We start from the raw sequence: 24524 nt of genomic DNA, 5'->3' as shown, positions 1-24524 counted from the left end.
GCGAAATTAAACAACCAGTCGCCGGTTCAATACCGACAACTGGTTGGATAAATGCTTTTTTGACCTCTGTCTTATATACGGGGGTCAGTCCCTTTCCTTTGCATCGCTTTTTATTATTAACGAACCTCAGCAACTATCACATATGCTATTGGATAAGTTTTATATGTTTCTATGAAATCTTGGCGTTCCTCAATTTGGATTGGAGGAAACAATGATGCACCTCTGTAAAGTAACCAAACACACCTAGTATATAATCTCCATTTCCGGTTATAAATTTATTGTTCCCACTTTCAAACAACATGCTCATATTTTACATTTCTGGATTTTTAATGTGGACCCGAACTTTCATTTGGGAACGTTTATTTGAATGCCTTTGCATTTACTTATATTGACAAAATAAACCATATGTAATAAATTTATTACATATGAAACATATTAATAATGGCGATGAATAACTCTTGTTTTTGGAAGCTTTATCAAATTCTCATCGATTAAGAATTATTAGCATTTTGTCTAATGGTAAACAGTATGTTAGCCAACTTGCTAGAGAGCTCGATATGAGCAGACCTCTTTTGTATTTGCATTTACAAAAGCTTGAAGAAGCAAATATTGTTTCAAGCGATATGAAATTACCAGAGAGTGGTAAAGCAGCTAAATACTACATGCTAAACTCTTTTGAATTACAGTTAAATGAGGAGCTTATTTCTAAATTAGAACCAACACTTACCCTCAAAAAAATAAGAAAATGGAGGATTAAATCCATGTCTAATGGAGCTACAGGTGTAAATATAGGAGATATAGTATCAACAATCATTATATTAGGTTTTATGGTAATTCCAATAATTTTAATCGTTTTATTTTACAAAGCATACAAGAAAAATGGGGAACGTGCAGAGGAACGATTAAGCATTGAAAAACAGCAAACATTGAATTTACAAAAACAAGTGGATGAATTAAATAAACGAGTAGGGAAAATCGAAAGTTTATTAAAAGAAGTAGATTAATAGCTTAAAAAGAGCCATTAGGAAACATATCACAGTTTGACATTTCTGGCTTTTTAATGGGAACCCAAACTTTCATTTGGGAACGTTATTTGATTTTTTAAAAAATTATTTATTAGATTGCTGTTTTTTTATCGTAAACTCTTCATATTCTCCCCAACAGATGTATGCTACACCCAATATTAATGCAATCATACTGCATATACTTAAAGGTTCTCCAACATAACTTAACATCGCAGAAAATAGAGGTTCATCCCAACTCAAAACACCCGAACCAAAGATTGCCGCACTCATATATTTTGAGGCAAATAAAAAAGCAGCTATCGCTATAAAGATAACTCCTGCTCCGCGCTTATTCATTCCATCAACCTCCTTTTTCACTATTATTCCAATAATCACGACCGATCCTCTAAGAACTCTTTTCTGATAATCCTATTTAATAGTTAGTTCTTTAATCGTTACATTTAGCAACTTCGCAAAATTCATTATCATAGATTTAATCGTTTGTATATCATTGGAATTTGACATTTTTATTTGAAGTACTACTCCACCTCTTAAACTATTCCTATTTTCTAATTCTATACTAAAATGGTGAACAAGCTTATTTATAAACGCGGTTATTTTATCGTCATTTCTTTTCCCAACAAACAATAAAATCCTAATTCTATATTTTCTAACGGACAGTGAATACTGATTCAATGCCCAAATATAAGTATCTTTTTCAGCATCATAATAGCTTGGATCACCAAATTGTTTCGCTTGACCACAATGTTGGCAAATTGCTGTATATTGAACATAAAGTACACCAACACTTGGCTGTTTAACATTTACATACACTTCATAAGGAATAAACACATCATGTCTACAAAAATCACAAATAATAGGCTTGTCAAAAATCGTGATACGACTCTTTTCGGGCCATAAAGATTGATATGTACCACTCATTCTTTTATCACTTCCATGTACTCTATAATCGATACATACTTTTGCAACGTATGATCGAATCTATTCTTTTCTTGAAACATTCGGACATCACCACATGACGTACAATAAAATGATTGCAATGTAAGCTGCTCCTTTACTATTTCATCTAAAGGGCTTAAATCCATATAAACCTCACGATGCTGAAATTCATCATGCTGACAAAATAAACAAATAAGCTCCTTATCACGAACTTTTATTTGAAACGTTCCTCTGCTACTCATCCATTCACCCCTAATTAAAAATACTAACTTTACTTTGATCCGCTTCTGATTTATCGCTTAACCCTATTATTTAAAAATTAATTTTAGTTGAACATGCTTTGCAGATAAACTTACCTTCCAGATTTAAAAATGCTTTGATTTCAGTAAATCCTTTTCTTTTCGGATATTTTAGTTGTACAAAAACTTCTTCTTCACCTTTAATTTCTGTATGACATTTCATACACTTTGGAACTATTAAGCTCATCATATCCCCTCCGATTTTCAATAATATAATGTCTATACTTTAACACGATTTTAATTTCCGAATTTTTCATTTTTTTATGATTTAGATACTAAAAGTGGTGTTTTTGGTACTTTTCAGTAAAACAATATAAATAATTATTTTTCATATACTTCTTGTGAAAACCTGAGTAAATAGCCATCTGGATCTTGAACTAAAAATTCAATTTCTTTAATTAAGGTTTCGCCAGTAGTATATTCGCTAACAAAAGGATCCCTAAATAGTGAAATTGCATGTTGATTTAGTCTATTAACAATCGGTTGAATATCCTCAACAATAATTTGGAAATTAACCCCTCTACCTAAGGGATATTCTAATAAGCCTGTCTCCCAATGCCCATTCATTTGCTCAATCATTATTTGGGCGTTATTGATTGAGAGAAATGCAAATTTATCATTTGATCTTTCATATTCTAATTGGAACCCAAGTAACTCTATATAAAACCACTTAGATCGTTCTATTTCAGTAACTGTCAACTCTGGTACTAACGCATTAAATTTCATTTTCAATACTCCTTAAAGTGCATACTACAATTAATTATACAATAATTGTTAATATAATATTATCCTATTCAATCGTAAGTTAGCAAAACACCCTGAGTGAACCGTTCAATCATAAGCAGCCAATTATTATTCGCTCCATATATTTAGCCTCCCGAAACAAGAGCATTGAGTTCCCCCTTTTTAAATGGCATAATATAGGGAAAATGAATAGACAAGCTAGGGGATGTTTCATGAAAACAGTTTTCCAATTTGTAAAGCGTTATAAAATAGCAGCCGTTTTTGCACTTATTTTTATGTTGTTAGAGCTCGCTTTTGAACTCGTCCAACCGTTACTCATGGCTATATTAATTAATGAAGGATTGCTTCAAGAAAATTTACATAATGTTGTTTTTTGGGGTGGCTGGCTGTTCGTCTTGACGTTGCTGTCGTTTATAAGTGGGGTGTTCAACTCCTTCTTCTCCTCACACGTCGCTCAAAGCTTTGCCTATGATTTACGAAAAGCTTTATATTCGAAAATTCAATCTTTCACGATGGCGATATATTTAACGTTTCCTACATCCGGTTTGATTACGCGCTTAACGAGCGATTCGAATCAAGTCACATCGATTGTATTCATGATGTTGCGCATTGCAATGAGGGCCCCGTTAATGGCGATTGGATCACTTATATTGGCCTTTTACGTCAACGCGCAAATGGCACTTATACTTTGTGTCAGTACGCCGTTTTTAGTAATCTTCCTCGTGTGGATGATTTCACGAGGTATCAAACTTTTTGCACGCGTTCAGTCTCGCTTAGATTCCGTGAATAAACAATTACAGGAAGGCTTGCAGGCGGTGCGTTTAATTAAGGCGTATATGCGCGGACAGTATGAAGAAAGTCGTTTCCAAGCGGTTGCAGAAAATTTAAAATTCGATACGGTAAAGGCAACCCGCTTAATGGAAATTGCCCTTCCGATTTTACAGTTCGTCTTGAATGTTAGCCTACTCATCGTCATTTGGGTTGGTGCACAGCTCATTGATACGAATAGCATTCTTGTTGGGGATTTAGTAGCTGTGGTGAACTATGCATTCCGCATGACTGCCGCGTTTTCCATTTTCTCATTCATCATCATCGCCTACGCACGCGCCAAAGCATCTGCCGAGCGCATTGAGTCGATTTTAAACATGGAAGATGGAACGGAGGAAGTGACAGCAAATCAACAGCCGATGTTACCGCAAATGGCGATTCGTTTTGAGCATGTATCTTTTGCCTACCCTACTGCCAAAGAGCATACATTGCAGCATTTGAACTTCTCTATTGCAGCGGGTGAAAAGGTGGCGATTATGGGCGCGACCGGTTCAGGGAAATCAACTATTTTACAACTCATTGAAAAGTTTTATGAAACAACAGAGGGTGAAATATATATAAATGATCACAACATTAAGGACATTCCATTGCAGCAATTGCGCAGTTCCATTGCCTATGTGCCACAGCAATCTCTGCTTTTCTCAGGAACGATTTTAGAAAATTTACGCTGGGGGCAACACGACGCATCCGAAATTCAACTCAAGGAAGCGACGAAAAAAGCGCAAATTCACGAAGCCATCGAACGTTTTGACCTTGGCTACGAAACGGTCATCGGACAAAGAGGTGTCAATTTATCCGGTGGACAAAAACAGCGTCTCGCCATTGCGCGTGCACTGTTAAAGGAATCTCCGTTACTCATTTTAGATGACAGTACGTCCGCGCTCGATGTCGCGACGGAAAAGCAGCTTTGGGAAGCACTGGATACAGAGCAAATGACGATGCTCGTAGTCACACAAAAAATTCAAACTGCCCAAACAGCCGATCGTATTATCTTGCTTCACGAAGGACAAATCGATGCTTTCGGGTCCCATGATGAACTGCTTGCTACGAACCACTTGTACAAGCAAATTGTTGCGTCACAACAGGAGGTTAACGCCAAATGAAAATATTTGACTATGAACCACTCATTACGAAAGAACATTTAAAAACAGCAAGTGGCAAAAAGAAAAAAGGCGCTCGAGCGGAAAACTGGACGTACACATTAAAACGCATTTTTGATTTTATTGCTGAGCAAAAAATGCACCTCTTCCTTGTGCTACTTCTTGTGATGATTAGTTCTGTACTGGCGCTTGTCGGACCATTTATTATTGGACGGTTGCTCGATCGTTTCGTTGCAGATGGTGTCTTCAGTACGCTTGATACTTGGCTTTACGGGCTCGTATTCGTTTACTTTTTATACGGTGCTGCGAGCTATTTCCAAAACTATTTGATGGTTGGTGTCGCCCAGCAAACGGTGTTTCGCATTCGAACAAGCTTGTACACACACTTTTTTAAACTTCCATTACGCTTTTTCGACAAACGCAAGCATGGGGAATTAATGAGCCGTGCAACGAATGATATGGAAACGATTAGCGCAACATTAAATAGCGCGTTCATCCAAGTGTTTTCGAGTATTTTAACGCTAACAGGAACGATTGGCGTGATGCTTTATTTAAGCCCTGCCCTAACACTCATTACATTGATCATTGTGCCCCTTATGTTTTACGGCATGCGCTGGATTACGAAGCGCACAAGCCTATTGTTTAAGCACCAGCAAGCGGCCATTGGGGAGTTAAATGGGCTCATTGAGGAATCGATTACGGGACAACACGTCGTTAAAGCATTTTCACAGGAACCCGAAATGCTGCGGCAATTTGAAGAAAAAAATAAACGCCTTCGCACAGTCGGTTTTTGGTCGCTAACCTATTCAGGCTTCATTCCGAAACTGATGAATGCATTGAATGGTTTAAGCTTTGCCATTGTCGCGTTTGTTGGTGGATTATTTGCTTATTACGGGCATATTTCTATTGGAACGATTGTGATTTTCACCGAATACGCCCGCCAATTTACACGCCCTTTAAATGATTTAGCGAACCAATTCAATACCGTACTTTCTGCATTAGCAGGTGCGGAGCGTGTGTTTTTAATTTTAGATGAAAAAGAGGACAATATTGCAGGGGAACCTGTTACTTTAAGCGGTGATGTGGCGTTTGACAATGTCACTTTCCAGTACGAAACCGATGCAAAAAAACCGACATTATCTAGTGTTTCTTTCCATATTGAAGCGGGACAATCGGTTGCGCTTATCGGTCAAACAGGCGCGGGTAAAACGACGATACTACAGCTTTTAACTGGGCTTTATGAACAAACAGCTGGCACCATATTATTTGACGGTGTGCCGATTGAGTCCATTTCCAAAGCTTCATTACGCGAGCAAATGGCTTTCGTGTTGCAAGATCCGTTTTTATTTGAAATGTCCATTAAAGAAAATATTCGCTACGGCCGATTAGATGCAACAGATGAAGAAGTCATGGAAGCAGCGAAAAAAGCGAATGCCCATACGTTTATTGAGAAATTACCTGATCAATATGACACCATTTTATCTTCGGATGGCAGTCAAATTTCACAAGGCCAAAAACAGCTACTGTCCATTGCACGCGCATTTGTCGCAGATCCCAAAATCCTATTGTTAGACGAAGCGACGAGCAGTATTGATACAATTACGGAGCTTCATATTCAGGCAGCTCTTGAAAAATTAATGGAAAACCGCACAAGCTTCATCATCGCCCACCGTTTAAATACGATTCGAAAAGTTGATTTCGTCATCGTATTAAATGAAGGGAAAATTATCGAGCAAGGTCCGCGCCAAAAACTGCTAGAGCAGCAAGGTGTGTTTGGGCAAATGTTGAATGTGTAACTTGCTAAAGCAAGTTACAGCCCCTGGCGGATGTCACAGATTTTTAAGGGAGCTTTTCGAGCTAGCTCGAAAAAATCTAGACGCAATTACGCCTCGGCGTAATTGATAGGAGTAAAGCGCCGATACCCATTTTATTCAAATGGAACATCGGCGTTTTTTTGTTGAAGCGTTAAATTGCGGAAACTTTTATAATATTTCATTGCAATGACAAGTGCAATCAGACAAGCAAGTACAAATGTAATCCCACTAATCCGCAGTGTCATCTGAGCCCCTGCTGTTGTTGGTAGTAATTCAGCTGAGCTTCGATTAGCCCAGATAAATTGAAGAAACGCGAGGATATTGCTACAACTATGTACAACGATTGGCACGATGATTGATTTCGTTTTTAAATAAACGTACCCTAACACACATCCTAGGAAGAAAGCAAAAATTACCGTTAGCGGATTGACATGAATCAAACCAAAAAGAAGCGATGAAACGATAATACTTTTTTGCGGGCTCCATTTGATTGTCAGGCGTCTTAATAAAATTCCTCTAAAAAATAGTTCCTCCCATATCGGCGCTAAAATACAAATATTCACGAAAAATAAAATATATACAATGAGTGGCACAATTACATTTTGATCTACGCCTAAAATATTTAAGAAAAACTCCCGAATTTCATTTTCAAGTCGTAAAAAAACAAACATCAAAACCGCGATTCCGCTCGAATAAGCAGCTACTTGAAGACAGGCCGTTAAGGATAAATATTTCGTCCACCGAGCCCCCGTCATTACTTCGCCAATTTGTGCTTCACTATACGTAAATTGTTGTTTTTTTGATTGATGTAACACATAGAACAATAAACAGATTGAAATGAAAAGTGTCACCCATTCTTGCTTACTTGGTGCATATGGGAAAATTACCGAAAAGATGGTGATCCCAATAAATATCACGATTGAATAAAAAATAAACCACCGAATTTTAAATTGCTTTAACTGACTCATTTCCAGTTTTTCTCACCCCTACTTTATTGTATCAAAAAGCGGGGAGAACATTCCTAGAAATTTCCTCATAACTACGCGAATCATTGTGGGAATCTGGATTCGATTATCCGTATAATTTGAAATTTTTCCGCTTTCCATAATTTCAACAAAAAATGATAAAAAAGTAAAAGGCAGAAACATTGATTTAACAACGTTTCTGCCTTTTTAAAGTTTTTTAAACAGTATTGAATTATTAAATTTCAAATATAAAGAATTTTTTTATCTATCGGTTATCTGCCAGTAATACCCACACTTTATTCTAAACGTATTAATAATAGTCTGACGGGAACAATATTTGTAAAAAGGAGATTCGAAAGATGAAAAGAATGTTTGTCTTTGCTTTATTAGCTTTTATTACTTTGAATCTATCTGTTGATGCAGCTGGGGTCTTTGCTAATAAAAACAATGAAGAATTTAAAGATATTTATGAGAGGAAACTTCCCCAAACATTTCATTATAAGTACGATTACGAAAACCTTTACAAGTTCCTAAACATTACTGAAAAGGAATACAAGTCGGAATGGAATAATGGAAAAACAATTTCTGAAATCGCCGAAAAACGTGAGATTTATCCACAACAATTGATATTCTACTTTGCGGAAAAACAATTTGAAGCATTAGATCATGCATTAAATAATGGAGAAATTGACCGTTACTTCTATTACGATTATGCTATATCTTTTATGGAAAGCGATATTATTGAGTTTATCAATAGAAATCCAAATAATAAAAAATAAAATCGACCCGTCATTCAAAAATCAATGAAATAATGCTTTTAATTTGTTGTACACGGAAATTTTTGAATTAATTAATATCCACATAACGCAACATTCAGCACTCCCTCATTGAAGACTTTATTTTATAAAAGTTCACTAAATAGTAGAGCAAAATACTTAAAACATTGGTCCGCCAACGTTTTAAGTGTTTTATTTTGAATCGTTATTCTAACATTAACTATCGAAAAATTAAGATTACTCACTGTACTTTTTTTAACTTTATTAAGCTAAATAAATTCAACAAGATCGTCAAAACAATCAATATCGTTGAGACAAATAATTGTGTCTCCATTGTATCTGCTATTGCTGACCGTTCTTGAATAGATACCAACTGATTTTGATAACTAATTTGACAGCCAATAGCAATTATACTTAAAGAAAAACTAGTAATTATCTTGGTGTTGCTAAGTTTAATTCGGTTCTGTGTTAAAGGAATTATTATTGCAACTATCCCTAGTAATAAGCTAGCAACGTTCAAAAAACCATAACTCATTGAAAGTCATTCCCTTTTATAGGGTAGACTTCTACTATTATCAAATAGCTCCTGAAGCATATTTTATAATTCCTTGTTTCATTAAAACCCCTGTTGCTTTAATTGAACGGATTCACATCACCTGAAATATGGAACTAAATATTTGCCCTTTTTAAATAATGAATTTATTGCGGTATTATCACTTTAAATGATTCAAACTCAACTGGTTGTAAAGAATCTCTTTTGAATTCTAACTCCTTTGTTTCTCCATTCTCGCCGTATTCCACGCCTCCCCCACCCGTTGGAAGTGCTAAATAAGGAGTGATCGTCAATTCCGTTACATTCGAATCGATTGGATCGAACTGTTTATTACTCTTATATAATAATTTACCTTTTAACTTTTTACCTGTTATGCCACCTGAATGACTAAATATTTCATTTCCATCTTGATCTACCATCTGGAATTCTATATAATTACCCCGACTTTGTTGAAAATCCGTACCTTTTTCTGAACTTTCATAAGATATGCTGGCACCCGTTTCACTTAACGTTAATTCTGTAACAGTAAGATGAATGCCATCAATATTTGCTGTGTGTTGGATAGGAACTTTACTAATACCTGTAATTTGTTTTATAGGCGTTGTGAAATACCATGTCTGATCATTACTCCCTTGCAAAATTAACCCTAGTTCGAAAGCATTCGGCATATCCTCTGATACAGTTATTTCTTGAATTGCAGTCCGAGTTGTAGGCGATTGTATATCTTCACCGTATCCACCTGAAGAACCACCATAAGGCATTTCACCATTAATCGTAAAATCCGCACCAGCTCCAAAATAGAATTTATCCAATTCTTTTTCTGATTCGATTATATAGCCTACCGTAATATTATTTTGATCATATAAAATTTCATCAAGGGTAACGGATATTCCATCGATCGTCTGTGTCTCGCCAATTGCACTCGTTAACCCTTGTTTTTGAGCTTTTTGTAAACCGATTAGATTCGAATTACCGAAAACAGAACCGATAATAGGTATTTGAGACAAACTACTTGCTAAAGTTGGAGAATAGTAGGATGAACCAATCAATATTCCAAAAACGGCAGCCACACTACTTACAGCATATAAGAACTTTCGTTTTCCACTGTTCATTTTATAACGACGAGTTTTGATTATCTTGTTATTCATTTGTCCTTCCGCTTGAACAATACCTGCTTGAATAGCTGAACGAACTTCTTCTTTTGGAAAATCGTCTAACTGATCATGTGATTTTTTCATTTAATTGATAACTCCTTTCTAACTCACTCTTTAATTTTTTCTTTGCTCTACGTAAATAAGTTTTTATTGTCCCAACTGGCTTTTCCATGATTTCGGAAATCTCCTGAATTGGAAGGTCATGATAGTAAAATAAGATAATAGATGTTTGATAAGATGAATCAAGCTTGGACAACGCTTCACTCAAATGAAAAGATTCTACTCCGCTGTCTTGCTTTTTTTCTAACCTTTCAAACAGTTCATCTCCCTCATAAGGAATAATTTGATTTCGCTTTTTCAGCAACTGGTAGCATTCACGTATAAGGATTCTAAATAGCCAAGTTGAAAAATACTCTGGATTTTGTAATTGGCCGATTGAAAGAAACGCTTTGCATGAGGTTTCTTGAATTGCATCCAATGCATCTTCTTTCTTACCAACATAAGAAAGCGCTTTATAATAGAGCATTTTTTCTTCTAAAATAAGTAATTCTTCAAATGCTTTAGCGTCTCCATTAATCGCTCTTTTCACTGTATGTACATCATGTTTCACAGTGTAACCCCTCCCTTCATTAATTAGAGTAATCTCGACGCACAAAAAGTTTCAACCTCGTCATTTTTATTAATCTGCAACAGGAGCAAATACAATTTTGTCATTTACAATTTACGCCGTCCATTTTAATAAAAGAAAAAGCTGTGCAGAAAATCCCAATAAAAATCAGAGGAATTTCAAGCACAGCTATTCAAATTATTTATTCAACGCCAATCACTTCATAACGTATAGAGGCTCAATTCCCCCTATATATACCAAGGTATTATATGATCCATTTTCTTACCTTTCTTACTAGTTTTATCCGTGACGATCCAATTACCATATTTCTTTTGTACTTTATAAATTACATTAGTCCCATCAGATTTTTTAAATAGCATATAACCTGCGTTGTCTTTTATAAAGGTAACTGGATCAATCACATTTTTGTTCGGAATCTTTCTCTCAGGTACCAATATGTTGATTGCTATTTCATCTGCAATCGTAAATAGTGATTTAAATTCATCATTTATTTCTGCTTGGTACTGCAATTGATTGTATGTGTAAGAAGAATAGGAATCCAAATTCAAATGAAACGACTTTTTTATATCCGCTAGAGTTGCTAGATAAAATTCATTGATATCCTTTTCTAGTTGACCCCCCTCATGTTGAAAGCTAATGGTTTTAACCCCAAACGGACTGATATTAAAAGTCATTGTTTCCTTACCATTAGGCGGATCATGTGCATGTTCAAATGTTGTGACTTGGACTTTTGTATTAAAACCCTCAAGCTCTCTTGTAATGCTCAAAATTCTAGCATCCTCAAATTGTTTAAGATAGCCATAATAATTAATAAGTTCTTTTTCTATTGATGGGTAAAGGGTTGTAAGCAACGTATCATAAATAAGCTTATAATCAGGATACTCACTTGGCGCTTCAAGATTTTCTGAACTTAATGTTAACAAAGCCTCTCCGTATAAGTTGTCATTCGCAGGTTTTTCCGCAACGACTGGATGATTATTAATAAGGATACTAAGAAGAACAAAAGATAATATTACCGGAATTTTCTTCATCAAACACTCCTTTAATAGATTTAATTAATGAGTATTTTCCCCTGAAATTTTTAAATCATCCTACAACTAAACTTAGTCGTAAGCTTTCCATCTAGTGCTACACCACTGTGAAGAAAAAGATGGATATTTTTAGTACAACTTGGCGTTATTTTAAAGCGTTTTTAATTGAGAAAGATATTGACGAAGTGTTTCGATAAATGTTTTTAACGCTTTTGTCTGATAGATGGTATTCGTGACAATCGAAAAATTACGTTTGAAAGGTAATCCGCTTACTTTAATTAATTCAACATAATGATTGTGTAGTTCCCTCTCAATCGTCCAGCTTGATAACAACGTAATGCCAATCCCAGCTTGAACGGATTCTTTTATCAGTTGGGTACTACCAAACTCCATTAGTTTTTTCGGTGCTATTCCATAGGTTCTAAAAAGGGTTTCTGTTGCTTCTCTTGTACCTGATCCTTTTTCCCTTACAATCCACGTTTCTTCTTCTATTTCAGAAATAGTTACGTCTCCTCCCCTTTGGATTAAATGATGATTAGGGGAAGCTACGACGACCATATGATCCTCTGCCACAATCTCGGTTAATAATTTATCTTGCTTAAAAATCCCTTCAATAATCCCGATATCTAACTGATGGTTGGTGACTAAATCGATAATTTCTTTTGTATTATGTATGGTGATCGATGGGGTGATCTCCGGATAATGGTTTTGTAATCTAGCAATAATATGGGGTAAAATATATTCCCCAAATGTAAAAGAAGAACCAATCGAAATAGGGCCGCGAGCTTTATTTGTTAAATCATCCACTAAACACTGCATATTTGTATAGAGATTTAGAATTTCTTTAGCATGACGAAAGACAATCTCTCCTGCCTGATTTAAGCGAACATATTTATTTGTCCGTTCCAACAGCCTCGTACCAACTGAATCTTCCAATGCGCGAATATACTGACTGACGGCTGGTTGTGTTAGGTGAAGTTCCTCAGCAGCTCTTGAAAAACTTTTCTTTTCAGCAACCATAACAAACACTTGTAAATGAAAATCCATGTTTTTGCCCCCCTTCCAAAATACAATCTTATTAAGATTAACCTTATAACAATGATTGTTATTAATCTAGCCCAAAAAAATCATTCCATGTAGAAAAATAATGTTTCTTATCGTTAAGATATCAATGACTAATTGATCTATTCCCTTTTCCTTATCATCCTCATTAAGAATCGTTATTTTTCTTATGTATAAAACAGGAGTACGCTGAAAGTACAAAAATAAAAGGGAGCGATTTAAATGGGGGGACAATTGGAAAAACCATTAAATTTAAGTGAGGAAGAAAACCCGCAACAAAAAAAACTGGTGCCAAAACAATCTACCAAGCTTTGGTTAGCAGGAATAGCCTTTACCATTGTCATTGCGCTACTTGGGTATGCATTATCGGTCATCCCGGGCTTTGATCGTGTGGGACCACTGGCATGTGCGATTGTTATCGCGGTCATTTACCGGCAATTTTTTGGATATCCAGAACAGATCCGACAAGGTATTCAATTTTCAGCCAAGCGCTTTTTGCGATTTGCGATTATTTTATACGGATTAAAATTAAACATCGATGTTGTTTTGCATCAAGGGCTGGGTCTACTTATCCGTGATATTGGCATTATCGCCTTTGCTATTTTAATGACAGTGTGGTTGGGGAAACTTTTGAAAGCCGATGGATCTTTATCCCTTTTACTGGGCATCGGTACAGGCGTTTGCGGCGCTGCAGCGATTGCAGCCGTCTCGCCAATCGTTAAGGCAAAAGATGAAGATACCGCAATAGGAGTAGGAATTATTGCATTAGTGGGAACCATTTTCTCAATTACCTATACGATTATTCGACCTTTTCTTCCTTTGTCAGACATTCAATACGGAATTTGGAGCGGAATTAGTCTTCACGAAATTGCCCATGTTGCCTTAGCGGGAGCACCAGCAGGCCAAGACGCCTTAGCCATTGCGCTCTTAGCAAAATTGGGGCGCGTTCTCCTACTTATCCCGTTATGTTTTATCCTTATGTATTGGATGAAACGAAAAAATGCTGACGATTCGGGGGAAACAAAGATTGAATTTCCATGGTTCCTCATTGGATTTATTCTTATGAGTTTGTTCGGAAGCTATATTCTCGGAAAATCAATTCCCATCTCTACAAGGACAATAGAGGGAATTTCGATTTTTACATCCTTTATTTTGACATCCGCTATGGTTGGACTCGGCTTGAATGTCAGTTTAAAGGAACTCCGCACAAAAGCAGCTAAACCACTGATTGCCATGCTCATTACATCTGTTTTGGTTTCGGTTGGTGCCTATTTTATTTCTTAGGGCGTATTATTATCGTTAGCAGGGAGATGGGTTTAAGGAATCGACTAGGTCCTGAATATGCCCCTTTTTTTATTTATCTCAAACAGTTTCTTCTTCAACTAAAGCCCCCATTCGTTGAAGAAGAAACTTAATAATTAAACATTGATTTTTCAACGGCTTGCACTACATTTTGATGTAGAGTAAATATTTTTTTGCGCTATCCGGTTAGCCATCCATGTAGCACAAAACCGACGCTACACCATAGAAAATGAAAAATTATGACGTTCTTTCATGGGAGTCATGCCGTAGCCAGCCAAAAAATGCAGTCACTTTGACGAATATCAATGTGACTGCATTTTATCTAGTACTTGTTTAATAGAGGGAATTATAGCCATTTACTAAGCTGTTCTTTTGTTGCAAGGACGAAGTGATCATGTCGTGCTTCAATTACTTCTGCATTTGCGGGTGTTTCTTCATGCTTATATGGAATACGTACACGTTTACGTTCATATTCAGGGTTTGGCTGAGGTACAGCTGATAGCAATGATTTCGTATATGGATGAATCGGATTATTATAAATTTCATCCGCCAAACCAAGCTCTAAAATTTTCCCACGATACATAACAGCGATACGGTCAGAAATGTATTTGACCATCGATAAATCATGGGCAATGAATAAATACGTCAAACCACGTTCTTTTTGTAGCTGCTTTAATAAGTTAACAACTTGCGCTTGAATCGAGACATCAAGCGCGGAAATTGGTTCATCGGCAATAATAAAGCTTGGGTTTAAGCTTAGCGCACGTGCAATACCGATACGTTGACGTTGACCACCTGAAAATTCATGCGCATAGCGGTTGGCATGTTCGCGATTGAGCCCAACTGATTCCAAGAGTTCGCCGATTTTTTGTTGGCGTTCTTTTTTATTTTTATATAGCCCGTGAATATCAAACCCTTCGGCAATAATTTCTCCAGCCGTCATACGTGGATTTAACGATGCATACGGATCTTGGAAAATCATTTGCATTTCACGGTGGAATTGCATGGAATCTTTACGAGAAGTATAGGAATTTACGTTTTTCCCATTAAACAAAATTTCACCTTCTGTAATATCATAAAGCCGCATAATTGAGCGTCCAGTTGTGGATTTCCCACAGCCTGATTCACCTACAAGTCCTAAAGTTTCGCCCTCAAATACATCAAAGCTAATGCCATCCACAGCTTTTATCGGCTCTTTTGCTGAACCAAAATGCTGTATTAAATTTTTCACTTCCAATATTTTTTTTCTCATTATGCTTCACCTCCTCTAGATGATGCAATACGGCGAGCAACAACTTCAGGAATCGGAATATGTGGAGCATTTGGATGCTGTAGCCAAGTTTTTGCAAAATGCGTTTCAGAAACTTGGAACATCGGTGGCTCTTCTTCAAAATCAATCGCCAATGCAAGCTCATTTCTTGGCGCAAATGCACAGCCAATAGGTGGATTGATTAGGTTTGGTGGTGAACCAGGAATCGCACGTAAAAGCTCGTCGGAAGAATTGTTTAAATCCGGCATAGAGCCTAGTAATCCCCATGTATATGGATGTTTCGGATCATAGAAAATATCTTCAACAGTACCATATTCAACAATTTGACCTGCATACATAACAGCTACTCGATCTGCAACGTTTGCTACAACGCCCAAGTCATGGGTAATGAAAATAATCGACGTATTAGATGATTTTTGAATTTCTTTCATTAATTCTAAAATTTGCGCTTGAATCGTTACGTCAAGAGCTGTAGTTGGCTCGTCCGCAATTAAAAGCTTCGGATCCGCAGCAAGTGCAATTGCAATAACAACACGTTGACGCATCCCTCCAGATAGCTCATGTGGATAGGTTTTGTAACGCTTTTCAGGGAAGGGAATCCCAACTTGATCAAGCAGTTCAATAGCTCGTCTTTTTGCCGCCTCTTTTGAATCGGCTTTTTTATGCTTTAAAAGTACTTCGGTAATTTGCTTTCCAATTCGCATCGTTGGATTTAGTGCTGTCATTGGATCTTGGAAAATCATCGCCATTTCATTTCCTCGAATTGCTAGCATTTCTTTTTCACTAAGTGAAATTAAACTTTTCCCATTAAAATGAATCTCTCCGCCAGCATAAATTCCTGGTGGCTGTGGAATTAGTTTCATAAGCGCATTACTAGTGACACTTTTTCCTGAACCGGATTCACCAACGATGGCCAGAGTTTCACCTTCATATAATTCGAAATTTACGCCACGTACCGCTTGCACAATGCCGGCGTACGTTTTGAAATGAACATGTAAGTTTTTAACATCCAAAAGTTTCTTTTTCATATCGTACACCCTCTTCTATTTACGTAATTTTGGATCTAGTGCGTCGCGAAGTCCGTCTCCAACAGCGTTAAAGGCAAAAATGGTTATCGAAATGAAGACGGCAGGGAATATTAGACGCCACGGTGCATTTTGAATGGCCTTATTTCCTTCTGAAGCCATCGTTCCCCAACTTGACAACGGTTGCTGAACACCTAAGCCGATATAACTTAAAAATGATTCAGTAAAAATCGCAACTGGAATCGTTAAAGTCATTGTTACCAAAATTGCGCCCATTGCATTTGGAATGAGGTGGCGCTTAATTAAATGCCATGTATTTGCACCTAAAGTTTGAGAAGCTAATACAAATTCACGATTTTTTATCGAAAGTACTTCAGCACGTACAATACGAGCCATATTAACCCAACCCGTTATCGAAAGGGCAATAATCATTGGTATTAACCCTTTTTCCATTACTACTAATAAAATAATGACAACTAATAAATAGGGAATCGCCGTTAGAACATCGGCAATACGCATCATAATATTATCGACACGACCACCAAGTAAGCCAGAAATACTTCCCCAAAGAACCCCAATAATTAAATCGATGAAAGCAGCTGCGAGCCCGATAAATAAAGAAATACGAGCCCCTACCCAAACACGAACAAATAGGTCACGAGCAAGGTCATCTGTACCGAACCAATGGGTAGCAGATGGCGCAGTATTGTAAAGTCCTGTGTTTTCTTCATAAGTCCATGAGGAGAACATCGGTGCAAAAATCGCCATTATAGCAACAAAAGCTAATATGATGAGCCCAACAATGGCTAATTTATTGTGAGAAAATCGATACCTTACTTCTCGCCAGAAAGATACCGGCTTTTTGTTTAATGTATCTGCCTCACTTGTACGAGCTCCAACAATTTTAAATCGTTCAGGAGCGATATGGTCGAAGTTGTTGCTATTTGTTGTCATGATTTTTTCGCTCCTTTTAGCTTGATTCTTGGATCAATAAATTGATATAAAATATCTACAATTAATACAGCAAGTAATAATATAATCGAATAGAAAACGGTTACACCCATGATTGTTGTATAATCACGGTTTGTAATGGATTGTACGAAGTGACGTCCAATACCTGGAATTGCAAAAATTTGTTCGATAATGAAACTACCTGTTACGACACCAGCAGATAAAGGTCCTAAATATGTGACAACTGGCAACATTGCATTGCGTAGTGAATGTTTGAAGACGACTGACCATTTGCCAATACCTTTTGCGCGTGCTAACTTGACATACTCACTATTATTTTGTTCTAACATACTTGATCGTGTTAGTTTTGCAATGAAGCCGGCGTGTGTTAGGGCAAGGGCCGTTGCAGGCAATACTGTGTACATAAAGCCTTTCCATCCAGTTACCGGGAACCATCCGAGTTTCAAAGAAAATAATAATTGAAAAAGGCCTGCTAAAATAAATGATGGTACCGAAATCCCTAAGACGGCGATTACAGTCGACACATAGTCAGGAAACTTATTATGGTAGAGAGCGGATATAACACCAAACAATACCCCAAGACCAATGGCTAAAATCATTGCCTCAATTCCTAAAACTAAAGACACAGGGAATCCTTCTGAGATCATAGCGTTTACAGAACGCCCTTTATATTTCATGGATTCACCAAAATCAAAAGTAAATGAAGAAACTAAATAGTCTTTATATTGAATGTACCAAGGATTATCGAGGCCATACTTTGCATTCAGTTGCTGTTCAATAGCTGGTGGAAGCTGACGTTCACTAGCGAACGGACTACCCGGAGCCAACTTCATTAAGAAAAATGTAGCAGTGATAATAACAAAAAGGGCAATAAAGATGTGAATAATTCTCTTTAAAATGTAGTTAAGCATTTGACAGACCTCCTTTGGGTTTACAGAAAATTCCGCGATATTATGAAAGGCTGCTCTAAATCACGAGGATTTTTGAGCAGCCTTTCGTGTACAATTACAAAAAGAATACTGATAAATCGTTTAAATTATTTGTTGATATCTACGTTTTTAAGTGAAATGTTACCTAAAGCGTCTGGCACCATACCTGTTACATAGTCTTGATTAATGTAAAGGTTTGTGTAGTAGTAGATTGGAGCTACTGGCATTTCATTCATCATGATCGCCTCTGCTTCTAATAATATTGCCGTACGCTTTGCAGGATCTTTTTCAATAACAGATTGTTTTAATAATGCTGTGTAATCAGCATTTTCCCAACCAGTATCGTTGTTACCATTTGAAGCTGTGTTGTACATTTCTAAGAATGTATAGGCGTCGTTGTAGTCAGCAATCCAACCCATACGACCAACTTGGTAGTCTAAGTTTGAAAGCTTGTCTAAATACACTTGCCATTCAGAATTATCAAGTTTCACTTTAATACCTAATTGTGAAGTCCAACCTTGTTGAATGAATTGAGCGATTGCAGCATGTGCCTCAGAAGTATTGTGAGAAACTTTAATCTCTAAATCTGCTGGGCTAGCTAAACCTAACTCTTTTAAACCAGCTTCTAAGAATTTTTTCGCTTCTTCATAATCAGCATCTTTGAAGTAACCTGAATCATCGCCAAAACCTTCAACAGCGTTTGGAACGATACCTAATGCTGGCTGTTGCTCACCTTTAGTAATGTTTTGGATTAGTCCTGCACGGTCAATTGATAAAGCTAATGCTTTACGGATGTTGACATTACTCATAATTTTGTCAGTTGTGTTAAGTTTGTACCAATAAATACCAGAGTATGGCGCTACATTTAAAGAACCGTCTGATTTTAAACGGTCAATCGCATCTAGAGAGATTGTACCGAAGTTTGTACCTAAGAAATCAATTTCACCAGCATCATACTTCGCCATTTGAGAGCCTTCTGATTCTACGATTTCGATGTTTACAGTATCGATTTTAACGTTTGATGAATCCCAGTACGTATCCGACTTTGTTAATACAATGTTACCATTGTGAACCCACTCAGTTAAATCGTATGCACCGTTTGAAACAATAGAATCTGCTTCAGTAAACCAGTTTGCATTCGCTTCTTGAGTACCTTTATGGAAAGGATACATTGTTTTGAAAGCGGTTAACTCTAAGAAGTACGGAGTTGGTACTTCTAAAGTAACTTCGATTGTTTTTTCGTCAACAACTTTAATACCTAAATCATCAGCTGAACCTGTACCGCCGTGGAATGCTTCAGCACCTTTGATTGGGTATAAAATTGAAGCATATTCAGATAGGTTTGCTGGATCTAAAACCCATTTCCAAGAATAAGCAAAATCCTCTGCAGTAACTGGATCGCCATTTGACCATTTTGCATCACGTAATTTGAACGTGTATGTTAATAGGTCATCAGAAATTTCATAGCTTTCAGCTGCAGCTACTGTAGCTTCGCCGTTTTCCATAGACATTAAGCCTTCGAAAATGTTTTGAATCATAGTACTTGAAGTCGTATCTGTTGCTAAACCAGGATGTAATGATGGTGGCTCAGAACCGAATAATAAGTTAATTTCTTTTGGTTCTGATGGTTTTTCTGTAGTGCTTTCAGTACCTTTGTCTGTAGTAGTGCCTTCAGATGATGCGTCCTCGTCCTTACTGTCATCTCCACCACATGCAGCAAGTACGATCGATAGTACAAGTACCATCATCAATGTTAGAAATTTGTTGAATTTCATTTACTTACCCCCTATTTACATAATATTCTAATAATTCTGTAAAGCAATATAACTATATCAAAAACTATAAAAATAATAAATGTTTTTTTGAAGATTTTGTTAATTTATTTTTACAAATATTTAGTAATGTAATATTTATGCGATGTTTATTGGATATATTTATGATGGAATTGTTGTATTAATTAGTATTTTTATTTATTGAACATGAAATCATAGGTAAAGTTCATGCATTGTTTGAAAAAAAACAATTCTTACAATAACTACAATTCAAAATTTCATTATCTATTCATATTGACTGAATATGCACAACCTTATTCAAAATATGAGCCTTTGTAGCTTTGTTAGAAAAGCATTGAAATCTTTTTTGTATCTACGTTCCAACGATTATGCATAAAAAGGGATGAATGAAATGTAGAAAAACACTTAAAACATTGGTATGCCAACGTTTTAAGTGTTTTATTTCGGCCAAAAACTTGCACTTGGGAATGTTTATTTAGTATATGTTATAAATCTTTATTGTATTAAAGCTCCGTTAATTTTACAAAAACAACCTTTGAATTTTGGAGCCAAATCTTTGTAATTAATAAAGAATTCACTTATTGGATAAGCAGCAAAATAGGGAGAGACATCTTCATTAGCCAATAGACATTCTTCGTAAATAAAGCTAATCTTTAACGATCTTTGAATTTTAACCTCACTTTGAGTTAATAATTTCTCCAGTTCTCTATATAATTTATCTAATGGTTCATCAATAGACCTTTCAATCGAGAACCGCCCTGCAAAGCTACCCCACCATACTTAAAATGTGTTATAAATTTCATTATATATCTTTAAACTGTTGGTATTCATTACTAATAATCGTTGATAAAACACACTCTTCTCTTCATAAAAAATTTCCATTTCGTTACATTGGTGTTTCGATAATTTTTCAATAAGATCATTCCATAAATCTTTGTACTTTGATACAAATTCCCCGTCAAATTCTACTTTTGAAGAAAATAGGGATGTCTGTGGTTTTCCGTACTTTGATTTTGATGGATAAAAAATTTTGAATATATACCATAAAATTCAAAGTATACGGTGCATCCGTTTCAATAAATAATCCTTTTTCCATTTACCTTCCCCCCTCTTTAATAACAATTATCAGTGATAACCCAATATACTACTTGGATTATAAAGATTCGTTAGTTGCAGTTAAAAAATTTTCCTAACCGAAGTTTGGCTATCATTTCTTTTCATTAAACGTTGTAAATTTGACAGGACTGATTTCGGGAATATTTATTAGATTTAAGTTGATTAATGATTAATTCTTGGTTTTAAAAATCCCGAAGCAATTATTAGACCATTTCCTAATAAAATATATGTAAGTGCGACAGATTCATTTGGAATAAATGTATTGAAATCAAATGCACCGATGAATCTTACTAAACCACTTATAAACAAAAAGAAACCAAAAAGAAAAACGCTTTTTTTAAATGATGAATTTGTTTTCATATATTTGACATACCTCCTATATTTGGATGAATGACTTATAAAAGATAACATTCTTAAAGGATTTTTTTAACTATTGGATTGATAAAATTACTGTACAATATGTAATAAATGCGCAATAGCGAATTGCACATAAAAACTGTAAAATGATATTATTGATTTTTACGTCAATGGTGCAAAATAACGAAAGTTGAAGATGGTTCACCGTTAGCTATTTCTTTTAAAAGAAAACATTTAACTGATAGGAAGTGGTTAAAATTAATAAGAAAAAGTATTGGATCGTATTTTTAGTTGTAATTATTATTTTACCTATTCTATATGTGCAAATTAACAAAATTGCGTATGCCAACAGAGTTTCAGACTACCTTATTGAAGAGAAGGACTATAAAAAAGAAGAAATTAAATCAATAGAAGGTATCTGGGGTAAAAAGATGCCCTCATTTTATGTAGCCGTAATTTTCAAAGATGAACCGAATATCGAATATACTTATTTTGCTCATGGCAAAGTACGTCAATTTGAATTTAGAACGATTGATGGTACAACAGTAACAATAGATGAACTAGAAAACTATGAATCGTTTTTATAAGTAACCCTAGCCCCTACTTAAGTGCGTTATTTAGGTACTTATGTATGGCTATATTAATCTTTCTGCCCTTCCCATTCCTCTCGTAAAATTCCCATTTTAATCGAATCATAATAATTTCCTTCGTAATAGCGAACTTTACGAATACGGGCTTCCATTTGCATTCCTAACTTTTCACCTACACGAATCATCCGTTCATTTCCAGACCATGTAGTAAAACCAACACGAACTAAAGGCATCGTATTAAATAAATGATCAATCCAAAGTTTTAAAGTACGAGTGCCGAGCCCTTTTCCCCAATTCCCACCTTCGTAAAAAAGAATCCCCATCTCTAACCATTTTGATGGTTCATGTTCCCAGTAATAAGACACTGTTCCACACAAAATACCATCAACTTCAACCGCCCAAACGTTCGATTGACTAATCCAATCTCTTCCTATATGTAAAATTTCATCATAAGATTTTGTTTCATGTGGATAATATGGTGCATTCCACTTTTTCCAAATTGGTTTTTCTTCTTTAAATTCTAATTCCCATATACGATTGAAATCTGTTTCTTCTATTGGTCTAATTATTAAGTTTTGATCTTTATACAAGTTATAGCTCTCCTTATCAAATAAATTTCGTTTATCGTTTTGTAAATCGGAAAATACTATATTAGCTGCAAACATAATTCTAAAAATATATGAAAAAGCTGCTAAAAATTAATCGTTTAATTTTTAATAGTTGAGGATGCCCTACAACAAGACCATCCCTTCCAATCAGGCATATCATAAAATGTTAAAGGCAAGTAGCAAGGACGAACTAATATTCATGAGACTATGGATTATCCAACTAGGCAAGATAGATCCATTCCCTATTTTTTCATTTACATACCCCATCATCCATCCAGCTAGAGCGGCAAAAATAATGATTGAAATTACTAAAACAGGATTTAATATAGTAAATAGAAGCACCCCATGTAACAGTCCAAATAATAAGGCTTGAATAAAATTGCCAACTCCGAATCCCCACCAACCTGAAAAGACTTTTAATAAGAACCCACGAAATAATAATTCTTCCGATAAACTAGTCTGTACAATAGCATAAATCAAAATAGGTAAGATACTTTGCATACCCATAGAGGTAAACTTCACATTAGCTAAAATTGCTTCATCACCGATAACAGAGAGTAAGATTATCCCTGACACCAACAATATAGCAAAAGACAAAACAGAAAAGATCAATGCCTTTGATTTATTGTGGAATACTATTTTTTTAAATCCAATCCAGTTTGTAAATTTTTCACGTTTTCTAAATGCTATCATCCAATAAAAGAAGGGAATAATAGCGAAAATAATCACTTGTACGATTCCGTCAATGATCGATTGAATAAACAATGCTCCACCACGCCCCTTTGTAAACGTTAAATAAATTTTAACAAATAAAGGGAGTAAATGGTATATCTAATAATTTATGTACCCGATATAGGTCGTTCTTTGCAAGATTCCTCACAAATATATAATTTAATTTACATCAACTGGCTTCATGATTTTAGTTTTTTTTAAGTATACGAAGACAGTAACAGCTATACTAAGAACCCCCATAATTAAAGTAATCCAGAAAAAAATTCTTCCACCTACTGTAGGCGAATTGAAAATTAAACTATTAAATAATAGTATATTGCAACTTATTAATCCCCAATAAATAAGTCTCCATTTAGGCTGATGTCTTATTACGTAATAACCAAATACATTCAAAATATAGAATATACTTATTAGCATAATTACGGGGAATAATGGCTGATATTTAGCAGCATAAACAAAATAATCAAGTTGACTAATATCATGACCATTCATAATCTCAATGTTAAACAAATTCGAAAAAGGTGTAGAGTATCTCCACTCCCAAGAAAGATCTGTTATTGCACTTCCTTCATACAAAGTGAATAATGTTGATAAAGCTAAAATAAAAAATCCAACGATTATCTGCAACACATATTTAAACATTTTTACCACCTAATTTCCTTATTTATTATAAAGACGTATTAAGATAATCTTTGTTTCAGATTAGGAGTATAGTCATAATAACTTACAGTGGGTGGAAACATACATAGAGCAGTAGTAACTTGTCTAAATCCGTATACTATATCCACCTTATAATGAAACCTTCCCAAACTCACTTTGAACTGCACCCCAATTGTTAGACACAACTAACAAGGAGGTGCAGTTTTCTATGTCTAAAATTAGTGCAGAAGAAAAATTAGCTGCGGTTCAAAG

General features: G+C 35.6%; 26 protein-coding genes. 6 read left to right on the top strand and 20 right to left on the bottom strand.

Annotation, left to right across the window (positions count from 1 at the left end):
- Positions 1–464: 464 nt before the first annotated feature.
- On the top strand, positions 465–1004 hold the full coding sequence (locus tag ACQKIH_RS20940) for an ArsR/SmtB family transcription factor (protein WP_427768652.1): 540 nt from the start codon (positions 465–467) through the stop codon (positions 1002–1004).
- 105 nt (positions 1005–1109) lie between these two features.
- Here the strand turns inward: ACQKIH_RS20940 and ACQKIH_RS20935 are convergent, their stop codons facing one another.
- The 5 genes from ACQKIH_RS20935 to ACQKIH_RS20915 all read right to left on the bottom strand — a co-directional run bounded on the left by ACQKIH_RS20935 (position 1110) and on the right by ACQKIH_RS20915 (position 2989).
- The gene (locus ACQKIH_RS20935) at positions 1110–1361 is read right to left on the bottom strand and encodes a hypothetical protein (RefSeq protein ID WP_427768650.1); all 252 of its coding nucleotides are present in this window, start codon (positions 1359–1361) and stop codon (positions 1110–1112) included.
- A gap of 72 nt (positions 1362–1433) precedes the next feature.
- On the bottom strand, positions 1434–1946 hold the full coding sequence (locus tag ACQKIH_RS20930) for a hypothetical protein (RefSeq protein WP_427768647.1): 513 nt from the start codon (positions 1944–1946) through the stop codon (positions 1434–1436).
- Positions 1943–2206 carry a hypothetical protein gene (locus ACQKIH_RS20925; RefSeq protein WP_427768644.1) on the bottom strand — a complete coding sequence of 88 codons (264 nt, stop codon included), beginning with the start codon at positions 2204–2206 and terminating at the stop codon, positions 1943–1945. Before ACQKIH_RS20925 ends, ACQKIH_RS20930 begins: the two co-directional genes overlap by 4 nt.
- A gap of 70 nt (positions 2207–2276) precedes the next feature.
- Entirely contained in the window at positions 2277–2450 is a 174-nt protein-coding gene (locus ACQKIH_RS20920) for a Fe3+ hydroxamate ABC transporter substrate-binding protein (RefSeq protein ID WP_427768642.1), read from the bottom strand.
- A 134-nt stretch (positions 2451–2584) separates the two neighbouring features.
- Complete coding sequence (locus ACQKIH_RS20915) at positions 2585–2989, bottom strand: bleomycin resistance protein (RefSeq protein ID WP_427768640.1); 405 nt, start codon at positions 2987–2989, stop codon at positions 2585–2587.
- 230 nt (positions 2990–3219) lie between these two features.
- Here ACQKIH_RS20915 and ACQKIH_RS20910 point away from each other — a divergent pair, with 230 nt between their 5' ends.
- Positions 3220–4938, top strand: a complete 1719-nt coding sequence (locus tag ACQKIH_RS20910) for an ABC transporter ATP-binding protein (RefSeq protein WP_427768638.1) — start codon at positions 3220–3222, stop codon at positions 4936–4938.
- Complete coding sequence (locus ACQKIH_RS20905; RefSeq protein ID WP_427768637.1) at positions 4935–6731, top strand: ABC transporter ATP-binding protein; 1797 nt, start codon at positions 4935–4937, stop codon at positions 6729–6731. The genes ACQKIH_RS20910 and ACQKIH_RS20905 overlap by 4 nt, the downstream gene beginning before the upstream one ends.
- Positions 6732–6862: 131 nt before the next feature.
- On the opposite strand, the gene ACQKIH_RS20900 is transcribed toward ACQKIH_RS20905, so the two are convergent.
- A complete protein-coding gene (locus ACQKIH_RS20900; protein WP_427768635.1) occupies positions 6863–7717 on the bottom strand; it encodes a CPBP family intramembrane glutamic endopeptidase in 855 nt (284 codons plus the stop codon).
- 356 nt (positions 7718–8073) lie between these two features.
- Between ACQKIH_RS20900 and ACQKIH_RS20895 the strand changes: the two genes are divergently transcribed.
- Positions 8074–8493: a hypothetical protein gene (locus tag ACQKIH_RS20895; RefSeq protein ID WP_427768633.1), complete on the top strand. Its 420-nt coding sequence runs from the start codon at positions 8074–8076 to the stop codon at positions 8491–8493.
- 696 nt (positions 8494–9189) lie between these two features.
- On the opposite strand, the gene ACQKIH_RS20890 is transcribed toward ACQKIH_RS20895, so the two are convergent.
- The 4 genes from ACQKIH_RS20890 to ACQKIH_RS20875 all read right to left on the bottom strand — a co-directional run bounded on the left by ACQKIH_RS20890 (position 9190) and on the right by ACQKIH_RS20875 (position 12903).
- A complete protein-coding gene (locus ACQKIH_RS20890; protein WP_427768632.1) occupies positions 9190–10281 on the bottom strand; it encodes a DUF4179 domain-containing protein in 1092 nt (363 codons plus the stop codon).
- Entirely contained in the window at positions 10265–10807 is a 543-nt protein-coding gene (locus tag ACQKIH_RS20885) for a sigma-70 family RNA polymerase sigma factor (RefSeq protein WP_427768630.1), read from the bottom strand. Before ACQKIH_RS20885 ends, ACQKIH_RS20890 begins: the two co-directional genes overlap by 17 nt.
- A gap of 245 nt (positions 10808–11052) precedes the next feature.
- Positions 11053–11856, bottom strand: a complete 804-nt coding sequence (locus ACQKIH_RS20880; RefSeq protein ID WP_427768629.1) for a DUF3888 domain-containing protein — start codon at positions 11854–11856, stop codon at positions 11053–11055.
- Between the two features lie 150 nt (positions 11857–12006).
- On the bottom strand, positions 12007–12903 hold the full coding sequence (locus tag ACQKIH_RS20875) for a LysR family transcriptional regulator (RefSeq protein WP_057987718.1): 897 nt from the start codon (positions 12901–12903) through the stop codon (positions 12007–12009).
- 237 nt (positions 12904–13140) lie between these two features.
- On the opposite strand from ACQKIH_RS20875, the gene ACQKIH_RS20870 reads away from it, so the two are divergent.
- Positions 13141–14202 (top strand): YeiH family protein, encoded by a 1062-nt coding sequence (locus ACQKIH_RS20870; RefSeq protein ID WP_427768628.1) that lies wholly within the window; start codon positions 13141–13143, stop codon positions 14200–14202.
- A gap of 364 nt (positions 14203–14566) precedes the next feature.
- Here ACQKIH_RS20870 and ACQKIH_RS20865 read toward each other — a convergent pair whose 3' ends face one another.
- The 7 genes from ACQKIH_RS20865 to ACQKIH_RS20835 all read right to left on the bottom strand — a co-directional run bounded on the left by ACQKIH_RS20865 (position 14567) and on the right by ACQKIH_RS20835 (position 21685).
- A complete protein-coding gene (locus ACQKIH_RS20865; protein ID WP_057987714.1) occupies positions 14567–15472 on the bottom strand; it encodes an ABC transporter ATP-binding protein in 906 nt (301 codons plus the stop codon).
- Positions 15472–16518, bottom strand: a complete 1047-nt coding sequence (locus tag ACQKIH_RS20860) for an ABC transporter ATP-binding protein (protein ID WP_057987712.1) — start codon at positions 16516–16518, stop codon at positions 15472–15474. Before ACQKIH_RS20860 ends, ACQKIH_RS20865 begins: the two co-directional genes overlap by 1 nt.
- A 15-nt stretch (positions 16519–16533) precedes the next feature.
- Positions 16534–17469 (bottom strand): ABC transporter permease, encoded by a 936-nt coding sequence (locus ACQKIH_RS20855; RefSeq protein ID WP_057987710.1) that lies wholly within the window; start codon positions 17467–17469, stop codon positions 16534–16536.
- The gene (locus tag ACQKIH_RS20850; protein ID WP_427768627.1) at positions 17466–18398 is read right to left on the bottom strand and encodes an ABC transporter permease; all 933 of its coding nucleotides are present in this window, start codon (positions 18396–18398) and stop codon (positions 17466–17468) included. The genes ACQKIH_RS20855 and ACQKIH_RS20850 overlap by 4 nt, the downstream gene beginning before the upstream one ends.
- A 125-nt stretch (positions 18399–18523) precedes the next feature.
- A complete protein-coding gene (locus tag ACQKIH_RS20845) occupies positions 18524–20191 on the bottom strand; it encodes a peptide ABC transporter substrate-binding protein (RefSeq protein ID WP_057987706.1) in 1668 nt (555 codons plus the stop codon).
- A 976-nt stretch (positions 20192–21167) separates the two neighbouring features.
- Entirely contained in the window at positions 21168–21305 is a 138-nt protein-coding gene (locus ACQKIH_RS20840; protein ID WP_427768624.1) for a hypothetical protein, read from the bottom strand.
- Positions 21306–21487: 182 nt separating this feature from the next.
- Entirely contained in the window at positions 21488–21685 is a 198-nt protein-coding gene (locus ACQKIH_RS20835; RefSeq protein WP_427768623.1) for a hypothetical protein, read from the bottom strand.
- Between the two features lie 245 nt (positions 21686–21930).
- Between ACQKIH_RS20835 and ACQKIH_RS20830 the strand changes: the two genes are divergently transcribed.
- Entirely contained in the window at positions 21931–22269 is a 339-nt protein-coding gene (locus ACQKIH_RS20830; RefSeq protein WP_236706839.1) for a DUF3139 domain-containing protein, read from the top strand.
- A 53-nt stretch (positions 22270–22322) separates the two neighbouring features.
- On the opposite strand, the gene ACQKIH_RS20825 is transcribed toward ACQKIH_RS20830, so the two are convergent.
- The 3 genes from ACQKIH_RS20825 to ACQKIH_RS20815 form a co-directional block, all read right to left on the bottom strand.
- Positions 22323–22862: a GNAT family N-acetyltransferase gene (locus ACQKIH_RS20825; RefSeq protein ID WP_427768621.1), complete on the bottom strand. Its 540-nt coding sequence runs from the start codon at positions 22860–22862 to the stop codon at positions 22323–22325.
- Between the two features lie 174 nt (positions 22863–23036).
- Positions 23037–23645: a CPBP family intramembrane glutamic endopeptidase gene (locus tag ACQKIH_RS20820; protein WP_427768619.1), complete on the bottom strand. Its 609-nt coding sequence runs from the start codon at positions 23643–23645 to the stop codon at positions 23037–23039.
- 126 nt (positions 23646–23771) lie between these two features.
- On the bottom strand, positions 23772–24254 hold the full coding sequence (locus tag ACQKIH_RS20815; protein ID WP_427768617.1) for a YjdJ family protein: 483 nt from the start codon (positions 24252–24254) through the stop codon (positions 23772–23774).
- Positions 24255–24524: the final 270 nt, after the last annotated feature.

The organism is Solibacillus cecembensis (assembly GCF_050272495.1).
Classification (GTDB): Bacteria; Bacillota; Bacilli; order Bacillales_A; family Planococcaceae; genus Solibacillus; species Solibacillus cecembensis.
This window is presented reverse-complemented; position numbering and strand designations above follow the sequence as displayed.